General features: G+C 65.6%; 20 protein-coding genes. 13 read left to right on the top strand and 7 right to left on the bottom strand.

Features of this window, described 5'->3' with window-relative positions:
- Window positions 1-2: 2 nt before the first annotated feature.
- Window positions 3-284: a hypothetical protein gene (locus H9L13_RS03235; RefSeq protein ID WP_235091126.1), complete on the top strand. Its 282-nt coding sequence runs from the start codon at window positions 3-5 to the stop codon at window positions 282-284.
- On the opposite strand, the gene H9L13_RS03230 is transcribed toward H9L13_RS03235, so the two are convergent.
- A complete protein-coding gene (locus tag H9L13_RS03230; protein WP_187538991.1) occupies window positions 281-1,789 on the bottom strand; it encodes a M20/M25/M40 family metallo-hydrolase in 1,509 nt (502 codons plus the stop codon). The genes H9L13_RS03235 and H9L13_RS03230 overlap by 4 nt on opposite strands.
- Window positions 1,790-1,857: 68 nt before the next feature.
- Here H9L13_RS03230 and H9L13_RS03225 point away from each other — a divergent pair, with 68 nt between their 5' ends.
- Window positions 1,858-2,310 carry a hypothetical protein gene (locus tag H9L13_RS03225; RefSeq protein ID WP_187538989.1) on the top strand — a complete coding sequence of 151 codons (453 nt, stop codon included), beginning with the start codon at window positions 1,858-1,860 and terminating at the stop codon, window positions 2,308-2,310.
- A gap of 17 nt (window positions 2,311-2,327) precedes the next feature.
- Window positions 2,328-2,990 (top strand): ligase-associated DNA damage response endonuclease PdeM, encoded by a 663-nt coding sequence (pdeM, locus tag H9L13_RS03220; protein WP_187538987.1) that lies wholly within the window; start codon window positions 2,328-2,330, stop codon window positions 2,988-2,990.
- Here the strand turns inward: pdeM and H9L13_RS03215 are convergent.
- Entirely contained in the window at window positions 2,987-3,226 is a 240-nt protein-coding gene (locus H9L13_RS03215) for an aminotransferase class IV (RefSeq protein ID WP_187538985.1), read from the bottom strand. The genes pdeM and H9L13_RS03215 overlap by 4 nt on opposite strands.
- Before the next feature lie 81 nt (window positions 3,227-3,307).
- Here H9L13_RS03215 and H9L13_RS03210 point away from each other — a divergent pair, with 81 nt between their 5' ends.
- Entirely contained in the window at window positions 3,308-4,561 is a 1,254-nt protein-coding gene (locus H9L13_RS03210) for a dipeptidase (protein ID WP_187538983.1), read from the top strand.
- Entirely contained in the window at window positions 4,558-5,226 is a 669-nt protein-coding gene (locus H9L13_RS03205) for an MBL fold metallo-hydrolase (protein ID WP_280528171.1), read from the top strand. Before H9L13_RS03210 ends, H9L13_RS03205 begins: the two co-directional genes overlap by 4 nt.
- A 45-nt stretch (window positions 5,227-5,271) precedes the next feature.
- On the opposite strand, the gene H9L13_RS03200 is transcribed toward H9L13_RS03205, so the two are convergent.
- Entirely contained in the window at window positions 5,272-6,276 is a 1,005-nt protein-coding gene (locus H9L13_RS03200; protein ID WP_187538981.1) for an amidohydrolase family protein, read from the bottom strand.
- 220 nt (window positions 6,277-6,496) lie between these two features.
- Here H9L13_RS03200 and rpmF point away from each other — a divergent pair, with 220 nt between their 5' ends.
- The 5 genes from rpmF to H9L13_RS03175 all read left to right on the top strand — a co-directional run bounded on the left by rpmF (window position 6,497) and on the right by H9L13_RS03175 (window position 9,512).
- Window positions 6,497-6,676, top strand: a complete 180-nt coding sequence (rpmF, locus tag H9L13_RS03195; RefSeq protein ID WP_187538979.1) for a 50S ribosomal protein L32 — start codon at window positions 6,497-6,499, stop codon at window positions 6,674-6,676.
- Between the two features lie 16 nt (window positions 6,677-6,692).
- Window positions 6,693-7,739 carry a phosphate acyltransferase PlsX gene (gene plsX / locus H9L13_RS03190; RefSeq protein WP_187538977.1) on the top strand — a complete coding sequence of 349 codons (1,047 nt, stop codon included), beginning with the start codon at window positions 6,693-6,695 and terminating at the stop codon, window positions 7,737-7,739.
- On the top strand, window positions 7,736-8,695 hold the full coding sequence (locus H9L13_RS03185; protein ID WP_187538975.1) for a beta-ketoacyl-ACP synthase III: 960 nt from the start codon (window positions 7,736-7,738) through the stop codon (window positions 8,693-8,695). Before plsX ends, H9L13_RS03185 begins: the two co-directional genes overlap by 4 nt.
- 104 nt (window positions 8,696-8,799) lie before the next feature.
- Window positions 8,800-9,132, top strand: a complete 333-nt coding sequence (locus tag H9L13_RS03180; RefSeq protein WP_187540090.1) for an integration host factor subunit alpha — start codon at window positions 8,800-8,802, stop codon at window positions 9,130-9,132.
- The gene (locus H9L13_RS03175) at window positions 9,132-9,512 is read left to right on the top strand and encodes a MerR family transcriptional regulator (RefSeq protein ID WP_187538973.1); all 381 of its coding nucleotides are present in this window, start codon (window positions 9,132-9,134) and stop codon (window positions 9,510-9,512) included. Before H9L13_RS03180 ends, H9L13_RS03175 begins: the two co-directional genes overlap by 1 nt.
- On the opposite strand, the gene H9L13_RS03170 is transcribed toward H9L13_RS03175, so the two are convergent.
- Both H9L13_RS03170 and H9L13_RS03165 read right to left on the bottom strand, forming a co-directional pair.
- The gene (locus H9L13_RS03170; RefSeq protein ID WP_187538971.1) at window positions 9,509-12,256 is read right to left on the bottom strand and encodes an ATP-dependent DNA helicase; all 2,748 of its coding nucleotides are present in this window, start codon (window positions 12,254-12,256) and stop codon (window positions 9,509-9,511) included. The genes H9L13_RS03175 and H9L13_RS03170 overlap by 4 nt on opposite strands.
- Window positions 12,257-12,296: 40 nt before the next feature.
- Window positions 12,297-13,568, bottom strand: coding sequence for a serpin family protein (locus tag H9L13_RS03165; protein WP_187538969.1), 1,272 nt, complete (start codon window positions 13,566-13,568; stop codon window positions 12,297-12,299).
- 98 nt (window positions 13,569-13,666) lie between these two features.
- On the opposite strand from H9L13_RS03165, the gene H9L13_RS03160 reads away from it, so the two are divergent.
- Entirely contained in the window at window positions 13,667-15,250 is a 1,584-nt protein-coding gene (locus H9L13_RS03160) for a lysine--tRNA ligase (RefSeq protein WP_187538967.1), read from the top strand.
- A gap of 43 nt (window positions 15,251-15,293) precedes the next feature.
- The gene (locus H9L13_RS03155) at window positions 15,294-16,616 is read left to right on the top strand and encodes a C13 family peptidase (protein ID WP_187538965.1); all 1,323 of its coding nucleotides are present in this window, start codon (window positions 15,294-15,296) and stop codon (window positions 16,614-16,616) included.
- 9 nt (window positions 16,617-16,625) lie between these two features.
- On the opposite strand, the gene H9L13_RS03150 is transcribed toward H9L13_RS03155, so the two are convergent.
- Window positions 16,626-16,967, bottom strand: a complete 342-nt coding sequence (locus H9L13_RS03150; RefSeq protein ID WP_223176474.1) for a PDZ domain-containing protein — start codon at window positions 16,965-16,967, stop codon at window positions 16,626-16,628.
- Between the two features lie 243 nt (window positions 16,968-17,210).
- Here H9L13_RS03150 and H9L13_RS03145 point away from each other — a divergent pair, with 243 nt between their 5' ends.
- Window positions 17,211-17,678, top strand: coding sequence for an Lrp/AsnC family transcriptional regulator (locus H9L13_RS03145; protein ID WP_187538961.1), 468 nt, complete (start codon window positions 17,211-17,213; stop codon window positions 17,676-17,678).
- On the opposite strand, the gene H9L13_RS03140 is transcribed toward H9L13_RS03145, so the two are convergent.
- Window positions 17,675-19,477 carry a DUF885 domain-containing protein gene (locus H9L13_RS03140; RefSeq protein ID WP_235091125.1) on the bottom strand — a complete coding sequence of 601 codons (1,803 nt, stop codon included), beginning with the start codon at window positions 19,475-19,477 and terminating at the stop codon, window positions 17,675-17,677. The two genes, H9L13_RS03145 and H9L13_RS03140, sit on opposite strands and share 4 nt — an antisense overlap.
- Window position 19,478: the final 1 nt, after the last annotated feature.

Below are 19,478 nucleotides of genomic sequence, written 5' to 3'. Positions count from 1 at the left end.
CCATGCGAATCCTGTTACTCTTGCCCGTTGCCTTCATGCTCGGCGGCTGCGTCGTCGGGGCGGTGGCGGATGCGGCGGTAACTGCCGTCACCCTGCCCGTGAAGGTCGTCTCGGCCGGGGTCGATGCGGTCACCACCAGCCAGTCCGAAGCCGACGAACAGCGCGGCCGCGAACTGCGCAAGGCCGAGGAAGAGCGCGGCCGCCAGTGGCGCAAGCTGGTCGATCGCTGCCGCAAAGGCCGGCCGCTGCCGACCGACGATTGCAGCATCGTTCCGCGAAACTAGCGCCTGCCCTGCTTGGCGAGTTCGTACATCAGATCGACGTAGAGCAGGGTCTGCTCCTTCATGCCTGCGACCTTGGGGTCGCTGCTCTCGATCAGGAACCACTCGTCAGGCGCATGGGCTCCGCCGCCGCGGCCGATGCCGATCTGCCCCGCCGGCAGTCCGAGCGGCGGACCGGTGAACACGACGCCCGGCCAGCTGCCCGCCAGCCGCGGATTGATCACGTAGGGAATCTTCCAGCGGTCAAGCACGGCCTTCTGCGCGCGAATGAGCGGCGCGTTTTCATCCGTCTGGTTGGGGCCGTACCCGCCGCTGACGTTCACCTTCACATCGTCAAAGCCATGCTTGGCAAGATGCGCCCTGAGCTTGGCGACCACCTCATCGCGTGTCTGGTCGGGCACTAAACGGAGGTCGATCTTCGCTTCCGCGCGGCTCGGCAGGACGGTCTTGCCACCCGGCCCCGAATATCCGCTGACAAGCCCCTGGATGTTGATCGTGGGCCGGCTGATCAGCCGTTCGATGCTGGAGCGATAATCGTCGTCGCCGAGCCAGCGGCCAACGCCCCCTGACGCCTTCTTCGCATCCGCCTCGCTGCCGCGCTTCGACAATTGTTCGACCAGTTCCCTCTGCCGCGCCGTCAACGGTTTGACGTTCTCCATCCAGCCGTCGACTGCGGCCGTGTAGCCGTCATCGGCCACCAGCGTGTCGAGCGCCTTGACCAGCCGCCAGGCGGGGTTCGCGATACGTGCATGGCTGCTCGAGTGCGTGTCGCTTTTCGGGTAACGGTTGGACGTCTCGCCGCCGACGATCAGCTGCAGCTCGACCGCGCCCTTGGCCCCCAGGTTGACGCCGGCACTGCCGTCACGATCCTGCGCGTTGAAAGGTATGAAGACGCCTGCGGTCCGCTTCAGCGCCGCCATGACCTCGGGGTTCTGGACGATCTGGTGGAAGTTGGGGGAGGCGATCTCCTCCTCACCTTCGGCTACCAGGACGATGTTGACCGGCGGCCTCCTGCCCGCCGCTTTGAGCGCATGGAGCGCGGCCAGAAAAGCCATTTCCGGACCCTTCTGGTTGACCGAGCCGCGACCGACGATCGCTTTGCCTTCGCCCGGACGATCGACAATCCTCGCCTCGAGCGGCGGTGACGTCCATTCGGCGGGATCGAACTGCTTCACGTCATACATGAAGTAGACGCCCATGGTGACCGGCGCGCCGACGTCTATCGTCCCGAATACGCCCGGCAGCCCATCGGTCGGGACCACCTTGGCATTTACGAAACCCGCTTCCTGAGCAAGCCGGACCATATAGGCCGCTCCCTCCGCGACGTTGCGCCTTTCCGCCGCGATGGTGGGCAACGCGATCCAGTCCTGCAGCGCCTTGACCGTCACGCCGTGGCGAGCAGCGACCGCTTTCTCCAGTTCCGCGCGATTGGGCGTTTGCGCAACGGCGGGCTGGGTCAGTGCCGCCACGACAAGACCAGCCGAAAGCAACCTGTGCAGACGTGTCATGATTCCCCCTCAAGTCGATTGCCGATCGAGACTGGACGCGGCTTCCGCCCAAGTCCAGACGGGGACGCGTGCGCTATTTTCTCGACACCGAGTATAATGGGTGGGGCGGTGCCCTCCTGTCGCTCGCCCTCGTCCCCGACGATGGCGAGGAATTGTACATCACGCTCGATTGGCCGGGAGCGCTCGAAAAGTGGGTTGAACGCCACGTCGTCCCCTATCTCGACACGGTGCCCGACGGCCTGGTCTCGCCGCGGATGAGCCGGATCGACGCCGCGCGCACCGTCTCGCACTATCTCGCCGGCGATCCCCAGCCTCTCATCGTCGCGGACTGGCCCGAGGATATTGCTTTGTTCACCGCCCTTCTGCTGACCGGGCCGGGAACGATGGTCGAAGTCCCACGCCTGCGCTTCGAGTATCGTCCGCTGGCAGGCTTCAGTACCGCGGCCAATAGCCGCGTGCCGCACAACGCCCTGCACGACGCGCGCGCGTTGCGCGATCATGTCTTGACGCTGGAACCCTGACGCCCGATTGGGCGGACATGGTTCCCTTTTCGTTCGCAGGCGAAACGTTCGCGGCCACGCCCGAAGGCGCGCTGTTCTGGCCGGCGCGCGAGGCGTTGCTGGTCGCCGACCTGCACCTTGAAAAGGCAAGCTGGTTTGCGCGCTTCGGCCAGTTCCTCCCGCCTTATGATTCGCAGGCGACACTGACGGCGTTAACTCAGGAGGTCGCGCGTACCGGGGCCAAACGGATCTACTGCCTGGGCGACAGCTTCCACGACCGCTTCGGCTGTGACCGCCTACCGGCGCAGGCGCGTGAGATGCTGCTGCACCTCACCAGCGCCACCGACTGGACTTGGATCGTCGGCAATCACGATCCCGGCTTTGCCGACCATTGCGGCGGGAGCCTGGCCGAAGAGGTCGAAGTCGGCGGCATCGTCCTTCGACATGAGGCGGTGCGCGACGATCCTCGACCGGAAATGTCGGGCCATTTTCACCCCAAGCTGCGGTTGCAGGTGCGCGGGCGGCGCGTATCGCGGCGCTGCTTCGTAATGTCGCCGACCAAGGTCATCCTGCCCGCCTTCGGCTCGCTGACCGGCGGGCTCGACGCTCATCATCCGCAGATCATGGGCAATGTCGGGCACGGCGCCGCGGCGCTCGTTCCGGTGTCCGACCGCTTGCTTCGCTTCCCGCTGGCGGCCTAGCCGCCGCGAACCTCGATCGCCATCGCGCCAGTGGGCGACAGCAGCAGCCGCGCGACTGCCGGACGCCTCTTTCCGAACGTCGCCGCCTGCAGCTCGTTGCGCGCCGCATGTCGGTCGAACTTGAAGCCGTGGCTTTCCGCCGCGGCCTTTAGCCGGTCGAGATGCTCATCGAGATTGGCGATCCCTTCGTCGGGATCGAAATGCATCAATTCTTCAATGTCGGGGCAATGACTCATCGCCGCCTTCATTGACGGCTCCGGCGCGCGCGGCAACCCCTCCCGATTGCGCGGGGACAAGGCTCTTCCTAAACCCGCGCCATGAAAACCCGACTATTGATTGGCGCCGCGCTTCTGTTCGGCCTTGCGACCACCGCCCCGGCCCAGACAGTCGATCCGCGCACCCAGGCGCGGATCGACCGCATCCTCACGCGCACGCCGCTTATCGACGGCCACAACGACCTGCCTTGGGCCTTGCGCGAGGATCATGGCGGCAGCGTCGCTGGCCTTGCCAGCGGGACTGACCAGCGCGCCAAGCCGCTGATGACCGACATGGCACGGCTCCGCGCAGGGCGCGTCGGCGGCCAATTCTGGTCGGTCTATATCAGCGGCACGATCACCGGCGATGAGGCGATCCGCATCACGCTCGAGCAGATCGACACCGCGCGGCGGATCATCGGCACTTATCCACGCGATCTCGAACTGGCGCGCACCGCCGACGACATGGTCCGCATCCACCGCGCGGGCCGCATCGGCTCGCTGCTCGGGATCGAGGGCGGGCGGCAGATTGGCGGCTCGCTTGCCGCGCTGCGCCAATTCTACAACCTCGGCGCGCGCTACATGACGCTCACCCACAACCAGACGACGGACTGGGCCGACGCTGGCACCGATGAGCCCAGGCATGACGGGCTCGCCCCCGTGGGGCTCGAGGTGGTCAAGGAAATGAACCGGCTCGGCATGCTGGTCGATTTGAGCCACGTATCGGCGGCGACGATGCGCGACGCCATCGCCGCGACCCGCGCGCCGGTCATCTTCTCGCACTCCAACGCCTTCGCGCTTGACCCGCATCCGCGCAACGTCCCCGACGGCGTGCTGCGTCTGATGCCCGCAAATGGCGGCGTGGTGATGATTACCTTCGTCCCCGGCTTCCTCGACCCCAAGGTGTGGGCGTGGGCGCAGAATCGGTCGGGCGAGGAAGCGCGGCTGAAGGCGCGCTTTCCAAACAGCAAGGCCCAGGCCGAGGCCGCTCTAAAGGCTTGGGAAGCGGCAAACCCGCGCCCACCGGTCAACGTGCCGGCCGTCGCCGATCACATCGAACATGTCGTGCGCGTCGCCGGGCATGATCATGTCGGCATCGGCGGCGATCTCGACGGCATCCCTTATGGCGTCGAGGGCCTCGACGGGGTCGAGGAATATCCCAACCTCTTCGCCGAGCTGATCCGCCGCGGGTGGAGCGACGCCAACCTTGCCAAACTGGCGGGCGGCAACGTGCTTCGCGCACTGCGCCGGGCCGAGGCCGTCGCGGCCGAGATGCGCAGCGAGCCGGCCTCCATGGCGACGCTTCCCCGCCAATGAGCCAGCCGCAGCCGCCGCTGCGGGCGACGATCATCCCGGTGACGCCGCTGCAGCAGAATTGCTGCCTGATCTGGTGCACCGCCACGATGCGCGGCGCCTTCACCGACCCGGGCGGCGACCTGCCCAAGCTCAAGGCTGCGGCGTCGCAGGTCGGCGTGACGATCGAGAAGATCCTGCTGACCCACGGCCATATCGACCATTGCGGATCGGCCGCGATCCTCGCCGCGGACCTGGGGGTCGAGATCGAGGGCCCGCACAAGGACGACATCTACTGGATCGAACGGCTGCGCGAGGACGGCGCGAAGTACGGCATCACCGGCCAGCCCTTCGCCCCCGCGCGCTGGCTTGAGGACGGCGACCAGGTGACGGTCGGCGACCTTACGCTCCAGGTCCGCCACTGCCCCGGCCACACGCCCGGCCACGTCGTCTTCCACCACCCTGAATCGAAGCTCGCGATCGTCGGCGACGTGCTGTTCCAGGGATCGGTCGGCCGCTGGGATTTTCCCCACGGCAATCAGCAGCAGCTGATCCAGTCGATCACCACACGCCTCTGGCCGATGGGCGACGACACCGCCTTCGTCCCCGGCCACGGCCCGATGTCCACCTTCGGCCACGAACGCGCGACCAACCCGTTCGTCGGGGATGCGGTGTTGGCAGCGGCTTAGCCTGCGACGGCGGTTAGGGTGGAAAGCGGACATTGAGACCGGGCGCTAGCGCCCGTGGTGGCGATCAATTTGCTCTTTGCTCAAGCGAAGGAACCGCGCCGCATTGTTGTATAGGATGTCGCGCTTCTGCGCCTCAGTCAGGAAGTCCGCGCCGGTGATCGCATCGATTGCGACCGCGATGGTTTGCGGCCATACCATCTGGTCGCTGCCAAACATGATGCGTCTTGCATAGCCGGCATCAACGAGTCGCTTGAGAATGAAATGAAACTCCTTTCGCGGGACGCCCCAGTTGTCGGCCGAAATATCGACGAACACCTGAGGATGCGCGTTCAGCAACATGATCATTTCGTCCACCATCGGCATGCCGGCATGCATGACATAGACCCGCATTTTCGGGTGTCGGACGAGCAGGTCCTCTAACAATAGCGGGTTGCCTAGTGCGGCGCGGTATTTGGGATAAACCCAATAGGGTCCGCCTGGCGCTCCATAACCCATGTGAATGCCGACTGGCACATCAAGCCGTTCGGCCATGGCGTAGAAAGGCTCAAGCGCGGGGTGATCAGGAGGGAGCCCCCGATATTGGGCTGTTACCTCGGCAAAGACTTTTGTTTCCCCACTCCGGGCCTGTGCTTCAAGAGTTCGTACGTGCGAGGCAGGCGGCAGCCCTTCGTCGAGAAAGAAGTTGGCCGCGGGAATGAAACGGTCGGGATGCTTCTTGTGCCATGCGGCAACAATCGGACGATCCCCGGAAATGACCCCGGCGACGATATTGAATCTTTTCATATGAGCGACGGTCTCGGCCAGGACCGCGGCATCGGTTCCAGGCGACTGCATCATCACTTTGCATGTCACTTGGGCGGTGAAGTCGAAGGGCTTGGCTGGGTCGATTCCGTGCATGTCGATACCCTTTGAGCCGACACAGCCGGGCACGCTCTCCCCGCCAAACTCCTTAAGCGACCAGGCGTGCATGTGCATGTCGATGATGGGCGGCGGAATTTCCGCGTGACTTGGTTGAGAAGCCAGTGCGGCAAGAAACAACAGGAATGACATGATGCGGCCCCTTTGCCGCGCAGATTATCCGCAAGTCCAATGTCTGCAATGGGTCGAAAGCAGACATCGGCGCGTGAAGACGCCGTTCGACCACCTTGCACTCCCGCCCTCATTCGCTATAGGGGCCGCTGTTCGCGACGATCCGAGTGCCGCCGTGGGGTGATCCCGCTGGAAACTGGCGCAGATCGTCGCAATTTTTATTGAAGCTAAAGGTGCCGGAATGGCTGTCCCTAAAAGAAAAACATCGCCCTCGAAGCGCAACATGCGCCGCAGCCATCACGCGCTGAAGGCCACGACCTTCCAGGAATGCCCGAATTGCGGCGAACTCAAGCTGCCGCACAATTTGTGCGGGGCCTGCGGCCATTATAACGGCCGCGAAATCGTCTCGACCGAGGCCTAAGCCCAAGGCGCCCCGCATGACCGGGGGCCCAAGCATCGCCATCGACGCCATGGGCGGCGACAGCGGCCATGCCGCGATCATCGCCGGCGCCGCCCGCGCGCGCCGCAAAGACCCGACGTTGCAGTTCGTCTTCTACGGCGACGAAAAGACCGTCCGCGCCGAACTCGCGCAGCACAAGATCCTCGCCAGCGGCGTTACCCTGATCCACGCGCCCGATTCGATTGCGGCGAGCGAAAAGCCGAGCCAGGCGATCCGCCGCGCCCGCACCACATCGATGGGCATGGCGATCAACGCGGTCAAAGAGCATCAGGCCGATGCCGCACTGTCTGGCGGCAATACCGGCGCGCTGATGGCGATGTCCAAGCTCGCGCTGCGCACGATGCCGGGGATCGACCGCCCCGCGCTTGCTGCTTTGCTGCCCACGCTCGGCACCGACTGCGTGATGCTCGACCTCGGCGCCAATACCGAATGCGATGCGCAGAACCTGGTTCAGTTCGCGGTCATGGGCGCGGCTTATGCCCGCACGGTGCTCGGCAACGCCAAACCCCGCGTCAAATTGCTCAACATCGGTACCGAGGAGCTCAAGGGCACCGACGAGCTCAAGGAAGCCGCCGCCCTGCTGCGCGATGCCGATTACCTGCCGCTGCGCTTCGACGGCTTTACCGAGGGCGACCAGCTCAGCCGCGGCAATGTCGACGTCGTCGTTACCGACGGCTTTTCGGGCAACATCGCGCTCAAGACCGCGGAAGGGACCGCGCGCTTCGTCACCGATCTGCTGCGCCGCGCCTTCAAGAGTTCGCTCCGCTCCAAGGCCGGCTTCGCATTGTCGCGCCCCGCGCTCAACCTGCTCAAGGTTCATCTCGACCCGAACAACCACAATGGCGCGGTCTTCCTCGGCCTCAACGGGCTAGTGGTGAAGAGCCACGGCGGCGCCAATCCCAAGGGCGTGGCCAATGCCATCGCCGTCGCGGCGAGCATGGTCCGCAACGACATCACGCGGAAGATCGGCGAGGATCTCGACAATTTCCGCGCCCACGCCTTTGCCAATGGTGCCGCCAAATGACCCGCCGCGCGGTCGTCCTCGGCGCCGGGTCCGCCTTGCCCAAGCGCCGCGTGTCCAACGCGGAACTGGCCGAAACGGTCGAAACTTCCGACGCCTGGATCGTCGAGCGCACCGGGATCAAGAGCCGCTACATCGCCGACGACAGCGAGACGACGGCCAGCTTGGCGACGGCGGCGGCGCGCAGGGCGCTTGAGCATGCCGGGATCGACGCCACCGAGATCGAGCTGATCGTCCTTGCCACCGCGACCCCGGACCAGACTTTTCCGTCGTCTGCGACCAAGGTCCAGGCCGCGCTTGGCATCGACGATTGCATCGCGTTCGACGTCCACGCCGTTTGCACCGGCTTCCTTTATGCCGTGACGGTGGCCGATTCGATGCTTCGGTCGGGCAGCGCGTCCAAGGCACTGGTGATCGGCGCGGAAACGTTCAGCCGGATCCTCGACTGGGAAGACCGCGCGACCTGCGTTTTGTTCGGCGACGGTGCCGGCGCGCTCGTGCTCGCCGCGGAAGAGGGCGATCGCGGGATCCTTGCCACCAAGCTTCATGCCGATGGCCGGCACAACGACCTGTTGTTCGTCGATGGCGGGCCGTCGACGACCGGAACCGTCGGCAAATTGCGTATGAAGGGGCGGGAGGTGTTTCGCCATGCCGTGGTCAACCTCGCCGGGGTGCTTAACGAAGTGCTCGCTGCGGCGGGCCTCAGCGCCGACGATGTCGACTGGGTCGTGCCGCATCAGGCCAATGCGCGAATCCTTGACGCAACTGCGCGGAAACTCGGTTTGCCGGCCGACAAAGTGGTGGTCACGGTTGACGAGCATGCCAACACCTCGGCGGCCTCGGTTCCGCTGGCCTTTGATACGGCCGTTAAAGACGGACGGATCAAGCGCGGCGACCTGGTGGTGCTGGAAGCGATGGGCGGAGGCTTTACTTGGGGCGCGGCGGCGCTCAGATATTGAAAAACATCGGCAATTCGTCGAAAGTCGATTTGCCGACACGACCAAATTCCATTACGAAAGTGCAATCTCCGGCGGGGGACGCCGGTGCGGCGGGAGATATTTCAATGGCGGATCTTGGGATCGCGCGACTGGGCAAGGATGCAGGCTTGAACGGGACGTTGACCCGCGCAGACCTTGCCGACATCGTTCATCGGCGGCTCGGCGTGTCTCGAGCCGAATCGGCTAGCCTCGTCGAACGCGTCCTCTTCCACATGTGCCACGGCCTGTCGGAAGGTGAGAACGTCAAGATTTCCGGCTTCGGCACGTTCATCCTTCGCGACAAGGGCCAGCGCATCGGCCGTAACCCGAAGACGGGCGTCGAAGTGCCCATCGCGCCGCGACGCGTGATGACGTTCCGCGCCAGCCAGATCATGCGTGATCGGATCACGAAGGGGTGATGGCAACCGCCGGAGCCAAGGATCCCGGCGCGCTCCTGACGATCGGCGAGCTATCGCAAGAGCTCGGCGTCGCGCAGCATATCCTGCGCTATTGGGAAACTCGTTTCCCCCAGCTTCGCCCGATGCAGCGCGCGGGCAATCGCCGCTATTACCGCCCCGCCGACGTCGATCTCGTGCGGCGCATCCATCGCCTGCTCAACCAGGAAGGCTATACCGTGCGCGGCGTGCAGAAGCTGCTGCGCGGCAAGGATGCGCCCGAAGCCCCCATGCCGGCGGCTGCCGTTGCGCCGCCGCCACCTGAAATGCGTGAAGAGGCTGCGGGCGTCGATGTCTTCCGTCTGATCGCACTCCGCAACAAGCTCGAAGCCGCGCTCGATTAATCCTCCCCGGCTCGGGGAAAGAGGCCATGCGCATCATGATGGGGCTGCGCCGCGCCTCTGTCGGCCTGCGCCTGCGCCTCTCGCGTCGCTGGCAGGATCGCAGCGACCCGCGCAATCGCTTCCTCCAGGGCCACGCGGCGGATCTGCACGCCCGCCGGAAATGCCGACAGTAGCCGCGAAGGCATCGCCGCCGAGAGAATGACGAACGTTCCACAATCCCCCTGCCGCCGGATCAGCCGTCCAAACGCCTGCGCAAGCCGCGCCCGCACGACGCGGTCGTCATAGGCGCTGCCGCCGCCAACGATCCGCCGCGCCGCGTGGAGCACCGTCGGCCGCGGCCAGGGCACGCGCTCCATCACCACCAGCCGCAGCGAATGACCGGGCACGTCGACCCCATCGCGCAGCGCATCGGTGCCGAGCAGCGAGGCGCGCGGATCGTCGCGGAAGATGTCGACCAGGGTCCCGGCATCGATCGGATCGACATGCTGCGCCAGCAATGGCAGCCCCTCGCGCGCCAGCCGGTCGGCAATCTTGGCGTGTACCGCCTTCAATCTTTGCACCGCGGTGAATAGCCCGAGGGTGCCCCCGCCCGCCGCTTCGATCAGCCGCGCATAAGCGCCCGACAGCGCGGGCAGGTCGCCCTGCTTGATATCGGTCACGATCAGAACTTCCGAACAGCCGGCATAATCGAACGGGCTTTCCGCCTCGAAATGTCCGACGGCGCCCGGCAGATGCGCCGCGCCCGTGCGCGCCTCCGCTGCCGTCCAGCCTTCGCCAGCGCGCAGCGTGGCCGATGTCACCAGCACGCCGTCCGCCGGCTGCAGCACCGCCTGCGCGAGCGGCTTGGTCGGGTCGAGCCAGCGGCGATGAATTGCGACGTCATATTCGCGCCCGTCGATCCGCTCGACCGCCAGCCAGTCGACGAAATCGGGATCCCCCTCGCCACCGATCCGCGCCAGCAGCGCGACCCATGCCGCCACCGTTTCGCGCCGCCAGGTCAGCCCGCGGATTGCCCCTTCGACCCGCGCACGCGCCTGCGTGTCGAGCCAGTCGGGCGCATCCTCGAGCACCGCCTCAAGTCGCCGGCCGAGTGCCGCCAGCGGCTTCTGCAAGCCGTCGAGCGCCGCCATCGCCTGCGCCGCGCGTTCGACCAGCGCGCCGTCCGGCTCGGCCAGTTCAGTCTCCGGCCCGTAGCCCGCCTCCTGCGCCTTGGCCCGCGCGTAGACCGTGCCGCGCACCTCGGCGAGCAACGCCTCGACCGGCCCGTAGGGGTCGCCCTCGACCAGTCGTTGCGCCCAGCCGTCGGACGGCAGTCCGCGCGCCGCCTCGACCGCCGCCTCGAGCGCGCGCCCGCCTTCCTCGTCGTATGACGCAACGTCCATCAGCCGCGCCGCCAACCCGCGCCGCCGTCCGCGCGACCGCCCTTCGGGCCCGACGATCCAGCGCCTGAGTTCGATCGCTTCCTGCCCGCCGAAGGTCACGGCAAAGGTCGAATCGGCGGCATCGAACAGGTGATGACCCTCGTCGAACAGGATGCGCCCCGGCGCGTCCTCGCGGGCGCGCGCGGCATTGACCATCACCAGCGCATGGTTGGCGATGACCAGATCGGCGTCGCGACTCGCCCGCTCGGCGCGTTCGATAAAGCAGCGGCGATAATGCGGGCAGCCGGCATAAACGCATTCCCCCCGCCGGTCGGTCAGGGCCGTGGCGCCGGCGCGGCGGAACAAGCTGGGTAGCCAGCCGGGCAAGTCGCCGCCGACCATGTCGCCGTCCTTGGTGTAAGCCGCCCAGCGCCCAACCAGCTGCGCCAGGATCGCCGCGCGCCCCGCAAATGCACCCTGCAATGCGTCTTCAAGGTTGAGCAGGCACAGATAATTCTCGCGTCCCTTGCGCACGACGATCCGCCGCGCACGTTCGTCGGGGTCAGCGACGATCTTGTGCCCTTCGGCATCGAGTTGCCGCTGCAGCGCCTTGGTGTAGGTCGACACCCACGCCGTACCGCCGCTCGCCCGCGCCCACAGAGAAGCAGGGGCAAGATAAGCGAGCGTCTTGCCGATCCCCGTACCGGCTTCGGCCAGCAGGAGGTTGGGCGAATCCTTGGCGCGCTTGGCGGCGAAGATGCCGCTGACCGCCTCGGCCATTGCGCGCTGCCCTTCGCGCGCTTCGACATTCCCGGTCAGGCGATCGAGTTCGGCGCGCGCCTGCGCGGCCGCCACCGTCACCGCCAGCGGCGGTACGCGCTCCCCGCTCTCGTCCCACTGCTTGAGCCGCGAGAAGAGGATGCGCTCGCCTCGCTCGGGCCGCGCCAGCCGGGCGCCGATCAGGGGCGCCCAGCCCCAGCCCAGGCGGTGCAATGTGACATTCGACGTCCATGCCCCTTCGCGCTCGCGCCAGTCGGGGTCGCCAAGCTTCGCCAACAACCCATCCGCGATCCGCAGCAGGGTCAGCGCGGCCGGTTCATCGTCCGCCAGATCAAGCCCGATCGCGCGCGCCATGCCGGGCACGGTCGGCACCGCGAACCGCGCCGGATGCACGAACGCGAACAGCTCGAGCAGGTCGAGCCCGCTAAGTTCGGGGTAGCCGAGCCGCTGCCCCACGAGAGGCGCATTAAGGATGATGTGCGGCGTCTCCGCCGCCCGCGCGATGGCCTCGCCCCGCGTCGCCTCGCGAACCTCATCGTCCTGCGCAGCGAGCCAGATTCCGGCGTGGGTCGCGTGCAAGGCAGGAAGCGGCAGGGGGATCATTCGCACACCCTAAGGTGCGAGAACGAAAGGGCAACGGGCGTTACGCGCCCTCGCCGGTGTATCGCCCAACAAACAGGACGGCATTGGTGCGCCGGTCGCGGATCAGGAACAAGAACGGATGGTCGGCCGTGAAGACCTTGGGTTCGCGCGAGACGCGGGCGCCGGTCACCACCACCTGCACGACCGCCGTCGCCGCCGCGGCCTCGGTGCCTTTTTCCTCCACCTCGACGAAGACCTGCTGGACCACCGCCCCGATCTTGAAATTCCAGTCTTCGCGGTCGCGGCTCGCGGGATCGACGACCTTCATCTTGGAAAAATCGCTGGCGTCCGAAAGAGCAATGTGCATGCCGAGGTTTCGCAGCGGCTCGACAAGTTCTATCCGCTTTTGGATCCGAAATTTGGGTAGCGTTACCATCACCTCGTCGCGCGACGCGCGGAGCTTCGCCGTCCACCCGGCGAGGGCATCGGCCGTCAGTCGGCGTTCCAAGGCGGCGAGGCCGTCCGCCTTATCCGGCAACAGCAAGACCATTTCGGTCTCGCCGCCGCGATAAGGCAAGGCGACCGCCTTCGCGCCATCGGCCGCGACGTATGGAATCCGCAGTTTTCGATGCATCAGCGGGAGTTTGATTTTGCCTCCCGCGCCCAGGGTGAAGTCGCCCGGCTTGGTGGCGCGAGCATCGAACGGCTCGTGCCAATCGGCTTTGAAGTAGATGGTGTTGACGAGGATCGAGCGCGTGTCCTTGGGCACGTTGGCCGGCTGGAGAAGGCCGCGGATACGGTTGTTGGTCTTGCTTTCGACCCAGGCATTGACGCGCAGCCGCGCCGCCTCGCGATCCTTGCGGTAATCGACCCATTGCAGGCCCGCGCCATAATTCTTGGCGACCAGGGACACATATTCAGGGCGCAGCTTCAGTCCGTGCTGCAGCCACAGCGCATTGTTGACAGCCAGGGTCCGCCCATTCTGCTTAAGCTCCATCGATTTCAGCAAGCCGCCGAGCGTGCCGTGGAAATCGCTGACCGCCGGAAAATGGAGCACACGCGCAATCTCGGCCTCGGTCGCGCCGTTCGCCCCGGCATAGGCCAGCCCGAACGCGGTCGCGGCGCTCGCCGGCGAAATAGCCAAGTCCCCGGTTTCACCACGAACCTGGGCGTAAAGATCGAGACCGAATCGATTCAGTCCAGCGACAACCGCAGCGCCATCATCGCCAATCTCGGCGAGAACGAACGCTTCCTTGGGATTGGGCTTCGGCTCGTCTTCTTGTGCCGCCAGTGGAGCGGCAACCAGGGCCGCGAGGATCAAGAGAACACGCATCACTCGGCCCCTTCCGTTTCGCACCATTTAGCCCGCGCAACGTAAACCAAAAGTGCACGGCCTTGCCTCTCCCGCACAAAGCCGACATGCGGCACGCAATGACCGACGACAATCTTCGCGCCGCCGCACGCGTGTCCAAGGCCTGGCCGTACGAGGAAGCGCGCAAGCTGCTGAAGCGTTGGCCCGACGGCAAGCCCGGCGGCGAGCCGATGGTCTTCGAAACCGGGTACGGCCCATCGGGCCTGCCGCATATCGGCACGTTCAACGAAGTCGCGCGCACGACCTTCGTCCGCCAGGCTTATGTCGAATTGACAGGCGGCGCGCCAACCCGGCTGATCGCGTTCAGCGACGACATGGACGGCATGCGCAAGGTCCCCGACAACGTGCCGCAGCAGGACATGCTGGCCGAACATCTGGGCAAGCCGCTGACGCAGGTGCCCGACCCGTTCGGCACACACGACAGCTTCGCCCATCACAATAATGCGATGCTGCGCCGCTTCCTCGATCGCTTCGGTTTCGATTACGAATTCTTCTCGTCAACCGATTGCTACGCCAGCGGCCGCTTCGACGAGGTCGTCCGCCAGGTGCTGCGCAATTGGGACGGGGTGATGGGCGTGATGCTCCCCACGCTGCGCGAGGAGCGCCGCCAGACCTACTCACCCGTCCTGCCGGTGTCGCCGACCTCGGGGCGCGTGCTCCAGGGGCCGGTCGAGGTCGCCGATGCCAACGCCGGCACGATCCGCTTCACCGACGAGGACGGCACGGTGGTCGAGCAGTCCGCGCTCGGCGGCAAGGCCAAGCTGCAGTGGAAGGTCGACTGGGCGGCGCGCTGGGTCGCGCTCGGCGTGGATTATGAAATGTCGGGCAAGGACCACATCGACGGGGTGATCCAGTCGGGCAAGATCGCGCGCATCCTCGGCGGTCGCCCGCCCGAAGGCTTCAACTATGAGCTCTTCCTCGACGAAAATGGCGAGAAGATCTCCAAGTCCAAGGGGAACGGCCTCACCCTCGACCAGTGGTTGGCCTACGGCAGCGAACCCAGCCTCGCTTTCTTCATCTATCGCGAGCCGAAGAAGGCGAAGAACCTGCACCTTGGCGTGATCCCGCGCGCGGTTGATGAATATTGGCAGTTTCGCGACCGCTACGCCGACCAGCCGATCGACCAGAAGCTCGGCAACCCGGTGCACCACATCCACGGCGGCAAGGTTCCGGCGGAAAAGCTTCCGCTGACCTACGGCCTGCTGCTCAATCTCGTCAGCCTGCCCGGCTGCGCCGACCGCGAAACGGTGTGGAAATTCGTCCATCGCTACGCCCCGGGCACGTCGCCGGAAAGCGACCCCGAACTCGACGAACTGATCGGCCTCGCGGTCAATTATGCGCGCGATTTCGTCGCGCCGACGCTCAAGCGCCGCGCGCCGACGGCGGAGGAAGCTGACGCACTACGCGATCTCGACGCCGAGCTTGCCGCGCTCGATCCCGCCACCCCCGGCGACGAGATCCAGAACCGCGTGTTCGAAATCGGCAAGACGCACTACGGCAAGGAACGGCTGCGCGACTGGTTCGGCGTCCTCTACGAAACCCTGCTCGGATCCTCCCAAGGCCCGCGCATGGGCAGCTTCATCGCGCTCTACGGCATCGACAACAGCCGCAAGCTGATCGCTGAGGCCCTTGCCGCCGCCTAGGCGGGTAACCCCTTCGCAAGGCGATGTGCGATAAGCCTTTCGCATGAGTGCTACCGAACCCGGAACGACGACCCTTTCGCGCATCTCGGCGCATCTCGAACGTCCGGGCGTCATCGCGGCGTTGTGGGCGGCGACGACGCTGGTCGACATTGTCAATCAGCTCCTCTTTCCGGACTATGAGAATGGCTGGCGATATGTGTCGTCGGTGCTGTTCTTCGCATCGATGCCGGTGCTCGCAGCGTTCGTCGCCGCCGCTTTTGGCCGCGCCCGCGATGCCGTTCTGCCAATCGCCGGCACGTTGCTTTCACTCTGGTTCCTGTTCGGCCTGTTCAGCTTGGCGGTTCAGGCGGTCGCAGGGGCAAGCGCCGAGTTTACGTCGTGGGTGCTCGCGCTCGCCGGCGTGCTTCTTCTCGCCATCATCGCGCGCGTCGTCATCAGCATCCTTGCCACACATGCCGTGTCCAGGCGTCGGCGGTGGGCCGCGGCGGCAGCGTCATTGTCGGTGCTGTTCATCTGGACGGCGCTCTCCATGTTCGACGAGGATTTTGCCCGCTTCAGCGCGCAGCGCGCGACGGCCTCTTCTCAAGAGACAGACATGGAGATCCCGGACATCGACGAGGAGCGGCTGTGGAGTGCGCAGCCGCGTCTTGTCGAAGCGGCTCTCGGCCGACTCCCGGAAGCATCGGCCGCGGCGGAAGCGTTCGTCGTCACGGTTGGCGCTGGGGGATCGCAGGACCTGTTTGGGCGCGAGGCGCGGATAGCCCAAGACGTGCTCGCGCGCAGCTTCGATGCGGGCCAGCGCACGATCGTCCTGGCAAACGATGAAGCAAGCCTTCGGCGGACGCCGCTTGCCAACAACACCAACCTTGGTGCGGTGCTCGAAGAGGTCGGACGACGCGCGGACGATCGCGATGTCGTCGTCATTTATCTGACCGCACATGGCAGTCGGCAGGCCGAGCTCCAGACCGACCTGCCCGATTACACCGACCTCGAGGCGATCGGCGCCAGCTCGCTTGCGAGGGCGCTCGCCAAGGCCGGCATTCGCCGCCGAATCATCATCGTCTCGGCCTGCTACGCCGGAAGCTGGATCAAGCCGCTGGCGAGCGACGACACAATCGTCGTCACCGCAGCGCGTGCCGACCGCACCTCGTTCGGCTGTTCCGATGACCGCGAGCTGACGTTTTTCGGAGAAGCTCTGCTGAGGGGCCCGCTCGCAACAGGCGCATCACTCGCCGATGCGTTCGCCGCCGCACGTCGTACCGTCGCCCGATGGGAAGCGGCGGACAAACACACGCAGTCTCAGCCGCAGTTGTGGGTGGGCAAGAACATGCAGGCGCTGTGGACCGCCCCACGATCGGGGCAGTGAACGTCGTTGCTACCAGGTCCGCGCGATGGCGGTCCCTTTAAGCTCCAGGCTTTGGCCCTTGCGTTTGACTGTCAGGACAACGGGGTCGCCAACCTTGAGTGACGAGAAATAGGCCGTCAGCCGCGTTTGCGAGCTCATCGGCTTGCCGCCGGCGTGGGTGATGACGTCGCCCGCCTGGATGCCCATCAAAGCGCCCGACGCGCCCGGCATGACCTCCGCCACCTTGATCTTTTTGTTCTGCGTCTGGAACGCAACGCCGATGCCAGCCTTCGGGGATGGCTGCGCGGTCGACAACGCGGGCGCCGTCGCCAAGGCCAGCGAGAAGGCCATCACGGGAATCACTTTTGTCATCTTGTACCTCCGGATGAGTGAGCGCGATTGGTCAGATGCGGGTTTCATGAGGCAAAGTGGCGGGGTCATTGGGCCCGCCGGTTGGGTCGGATCCCGAAGGGGTGCGCGGCCCCGGCGCGTGCAGCATGACAAGAGTAGGCATCGCGAATTCCGGGTCCCGTGTGACGCTCAGGATAGCGTCAGAGGTCGACATATGTGCGCAATTGTCGTGCACGGCGTGCCAAATTTTGGCACCGCTGTGGGATGCTTGACGAATTCGACCTGCAGCTTCTCGATCAACTGCAGCGCGACAACGAACAAACTGCCGAGCGCCTGGCGGAGAAAGTTTCGCTGTCGCCATCTGCGATCGCCCGGCGCCTCCGGCGCCTTCGGGCGGAGGGCTGGATCGCGGGCGGCATTGCCTTGCTGTCTCCGCGCTTGGCAGAAACGCGGCTGCGCGCAATCGTCACGATCGTCCTCAATGAGCATGCCGATAAGCAGGGCAAGGCGGCGCTACTCAACCGGCTGATTGCGGAAGAACAGGTACAGTTCGTCTACGAGATCACCGGCGCGCTCGACCTTTTGGTGCTGGTCGATTGCCCGCACATGGCGGCCTTCAACGCGCTGGCCGAAGAGATCATCGCCGCCGATCCGACGGTTCGCCGCTATGAGACGAGTTTCGTCAAGCGCGACTTCAAGTTCGCGCCGTTCATCCGCCTGGCGGGGGGTTAAGCCGCCTTCTTCGCTGCGATCCAGCGATCGATCTTGGCTTCCAGCACCGCCATCGGCAGCGATCCGCTGAGTAGCACCTGCGCGTGGAAGTCGCGGATGTCGAACTTCGGGCCAAGCTCGCGCTCGGCGCGTGCGCGCAACTCGCTGATCTTCATCTGCCCGATCTTGTACGACAAGGCCTGGCCGGGGATGGCAATGTAGCGCTCGGTTTCCGCCGTCGCATTGCTGCGCCCGCGCGAACTGTTGTCGAGAATGTACTGGATCGTCTGATCGCGCGTCCAACCCTTGGCGTGGATGCCGGTGTCGACCACCAGCCGGATCGCGCGAAACAGCTGCGAATCCAGGTAGCCGAAATATTGGTAGGGGTCGGTGTAGACGCCGAGCTCGCGGCCCAGGGTTTCCGCATAGAGGCCCCAGCCCTCGCTGAATGCCGTGATCCCGCCGAAGCGCTGGAAGTTCGGAAGCTTGGTGTTCTCCTGCGCCAGGCTCAGCTGGAAATGGTGCCCCGGCGCGCCTTCGTGCAGGTACAGCGTTTCCATCGACGGCGTCGTCCGTGACGGCAAATCGTAGGCGTTGAAGTAGAAGACACCCGGCCGCGAACCATCGGGCGTTCCGCGCTGGTACGACCCGCGCGCCGCGCCTTTTTCGGTCAGCGCCGGAACCGGGCGGATCTCCAGCGGCGCCTTGGGAATTGTCGAAAACAGCTTGGGCAGGTTCGGCTCGACGCGCTTGCCGATGCGCACATATTCCTGTTGCAGCCACTCGCGCGATGCCGGTTTGAATTTCGGATCGGTGCGGATGTGCTCGAAGAATTGGGGGAGCGTCCCGGTGAAGCCGACCTCGGACTTCACCTTCTCCATCTCGCCATGCAGGCGTTTCACTTCGTCGAGCCCGATCTGATGGATCTGCTCGGGCGTCAGGTCGGTCGTGGTGCTGACCGCAGCGCGGTAGCGGTACAGCTCCGCTCCGCCCTTCATGTCCCGCAGGCCGACGCTGTCGCGCGCCGCAGCGAGATATTCACCGGCCATGAAGTCGCGCAGTCGCTTGAGCGCGGGGAACAGCTTAGTCGAGATCGCCTGCCGATAGGCGGTGCGCAGCCGCGCCTGCTCGGCCGCCGGGACGCTCGCGGGAAAAGTTTTGAGCGGCTGGTAAAAGGCGCTGTCCTCGATCGGGGCGCCAAGCATCTGGTCGAGTTGCTCGACACTATTGGTCACGATCAGCTTGGGCTGGACCACGCCGGTCTTCATGCCCTCGCGCATGCGCGCGATCGCGGTGTCGGAAATGGCGACGAAATCGTCGAAGCGGCTGAGGCCGTCGCGATAATCCTTGGTTGTCTTGTACGGCGCGACGCTTTGCCCGCTGCTCAACTCCGCCATGAAGGTATGAAAGCCGTTGAAATGGTCGATCGGGCGGACCGCGGTCAGCGCCAGCATATCGGGCTGCAGACCCTTAAGGTCCATCTCGCGCTGCCACTTGAACACATCGTACGAAATCTGCTCGTCGGCCGTCAGCTTGGTGCGGTCGATCCGCGCCAGCGCGGCCAGCTCCTCCTCGGCCGCCGCGCGCTCCGCCGCATAATAAGCGTCGGACAAGGGATTGCCGATCTTGCCCGCGTTGCTCGTATCGCCGCGCGCAAGTTGAGAGATCGGGTTGCGCCTCAGCTCGCCGGCGTCGCTGGCCGCGAACAGGTCGGCGAGCGCCTTGGACGGCGTCGGCGCCCGCGCCGCCACGGGCGCAGCGATGATCGCCGGGGTCAGCACGGCGGCGGCGCCCATGAGCGCGATGGCAATCCTCTTCACG

Source organism: Sphingomonas lutea (assembly GCF_014396785.1).
Lineage (GTDB): Bacteria > Pseudomonadota > Alphaproteobacteria > Sphingomonadales > Sphingomonadaceae > Sphingomicrobium > Sphingomicrobium luteum.
This window is presented reverse-complemented; position numbering and strand designations above follow the sequence as displayed.

Excerpts from the sequence above, each read along its gene's own strand:
- H9L13_RS03235 (WP_235091126.1), top strand. The coding sequence starts at position 3 with ATGCGAATCCTGTTACTCTTGCCCGTTGCCTTCATGCTCGGCGGCTGC.
- H9L13_RS03230 (WP_187538991.1), bottom strand. The coding sequence starts at position 1,789 with ATGACACGTCTGCACAGGTTGCTTTCGGCTGGTCTTGTCGTGGCGGCA.
- pdeM (WP_187538987.1), top strand. The coding sequence starts at position 2,328 with ATGGTTCCCTTTTCGTTCGCAGGCGAAACGTTCGCGGCCACGCCCGAA.
- H9L13_RS03215 (WP_187538985.1), bottom strand. The coding sequence starts at position 3,226 with ATGAGTCATTGCCCCGACATTGAAGAATTGATGCATTTCGATCCCGAC.
- H9L13_RS03210 (WP_187538983.1), top strand. The coding sequence starts at position 3,308 with ATGAAAACCCGACTATTGATTGGCGCCGCGCTTCTGTTCGGCCTTGCG.
- H9L13_RS03205 (WP_280528171.1), top strand. The coding sequence starts at position 4,558 with ATGAGCCAGCCGCAGCCGCCGCTGCGGGCGACGATCATCCCGGTGACG.
- H9L13_RS03200 (WP_187538981.1), bottom strand. The coding sequence starts at position 6,276 with ATGTCATTCCTGTTGTTTCTTGCCGCACTGGCTTCTCAACCAAGTCAC.
- rpmF (WP_187538979.1), top strand. The coding sequence starts at position 6,497 with ATGGCTGTCCCTAAAAGAAAAACATCGCCCTCGAAGCGCAACATGCGC.
- plsX (WP_187538977.1), top strand. The coding sequence starts at position 6,693 with ATGACCGGGGGCCCAAGCATCGCCATCGACGCCATGGGCGGCGACAGC.
- H9L13_RS03185 (WP_187538975.1), top strand. The coding sequence starts at position 7,736 with ATGACCCGCCGCGCGGTCGTCCTCGGCGCCGGGTCCGCCTTGCCCAAG.
- H9L13_RS03180 (WP_187540090.1), top strand. The coding sequence starts at position 8,800 with ATGGCGGATCTTGGGATCGCGCGACTGGGCAAGGATGCAGGCTTGAAC.
- H9L13_RS03175 (WP_187538973.1), top strand. The coding sequence starts at position 9,132 with ATGGCAACCGCCGGAGCCAAGGATCCCGGCGCGCTCCTGACGATCGGC.
- H9L13_RS03170 (WP_187538971.1), bottom strand. The coding sequence starts at position 12,256 with ATGATCCCCCTGCCGCTTCCTGCCTTGCACGCGACCCACGCCGGAATC.
- H9L13_RS03165 (WP_187538969.1), bottom strand. The coding sequence starts at position 13,568 with ATGCGTGTTCTCTTGATCCTCGCGGCCCTGGTTGCCGCTCCACTGGCG.
- H9L13_RS03160 (WP_187538967.1), top strand. The coding sequence starts at position 13,667 with ATGACCGACGACAATCTTCGCGCCGCCGCACGCGTGTCCAAGGCCTGG.
- H9L13_RS03155 (WP_187538965.1), top strand. The coding sequence starts at position 15,294 with ATGAGTGCTACCGAACCCGGAACGACGACCCTTTCGCGCATCTCGGCG.
- H9L13_RS03150 (WP_223176474.1), bottom strand. The coding sequence starts at position 16,967 with ATGACAAAAGTGATTCCCGTGATGGCCTTCTCGCTGGCCTTGGCGACG.
- H9L13_RS03145 (WP_187538961.1), top strand. The coding sequence starts at position 17,211 with ATGCTTGACGAATTCGACCTGCAGCTTCTCGATCAACTGCAGCGCGAC.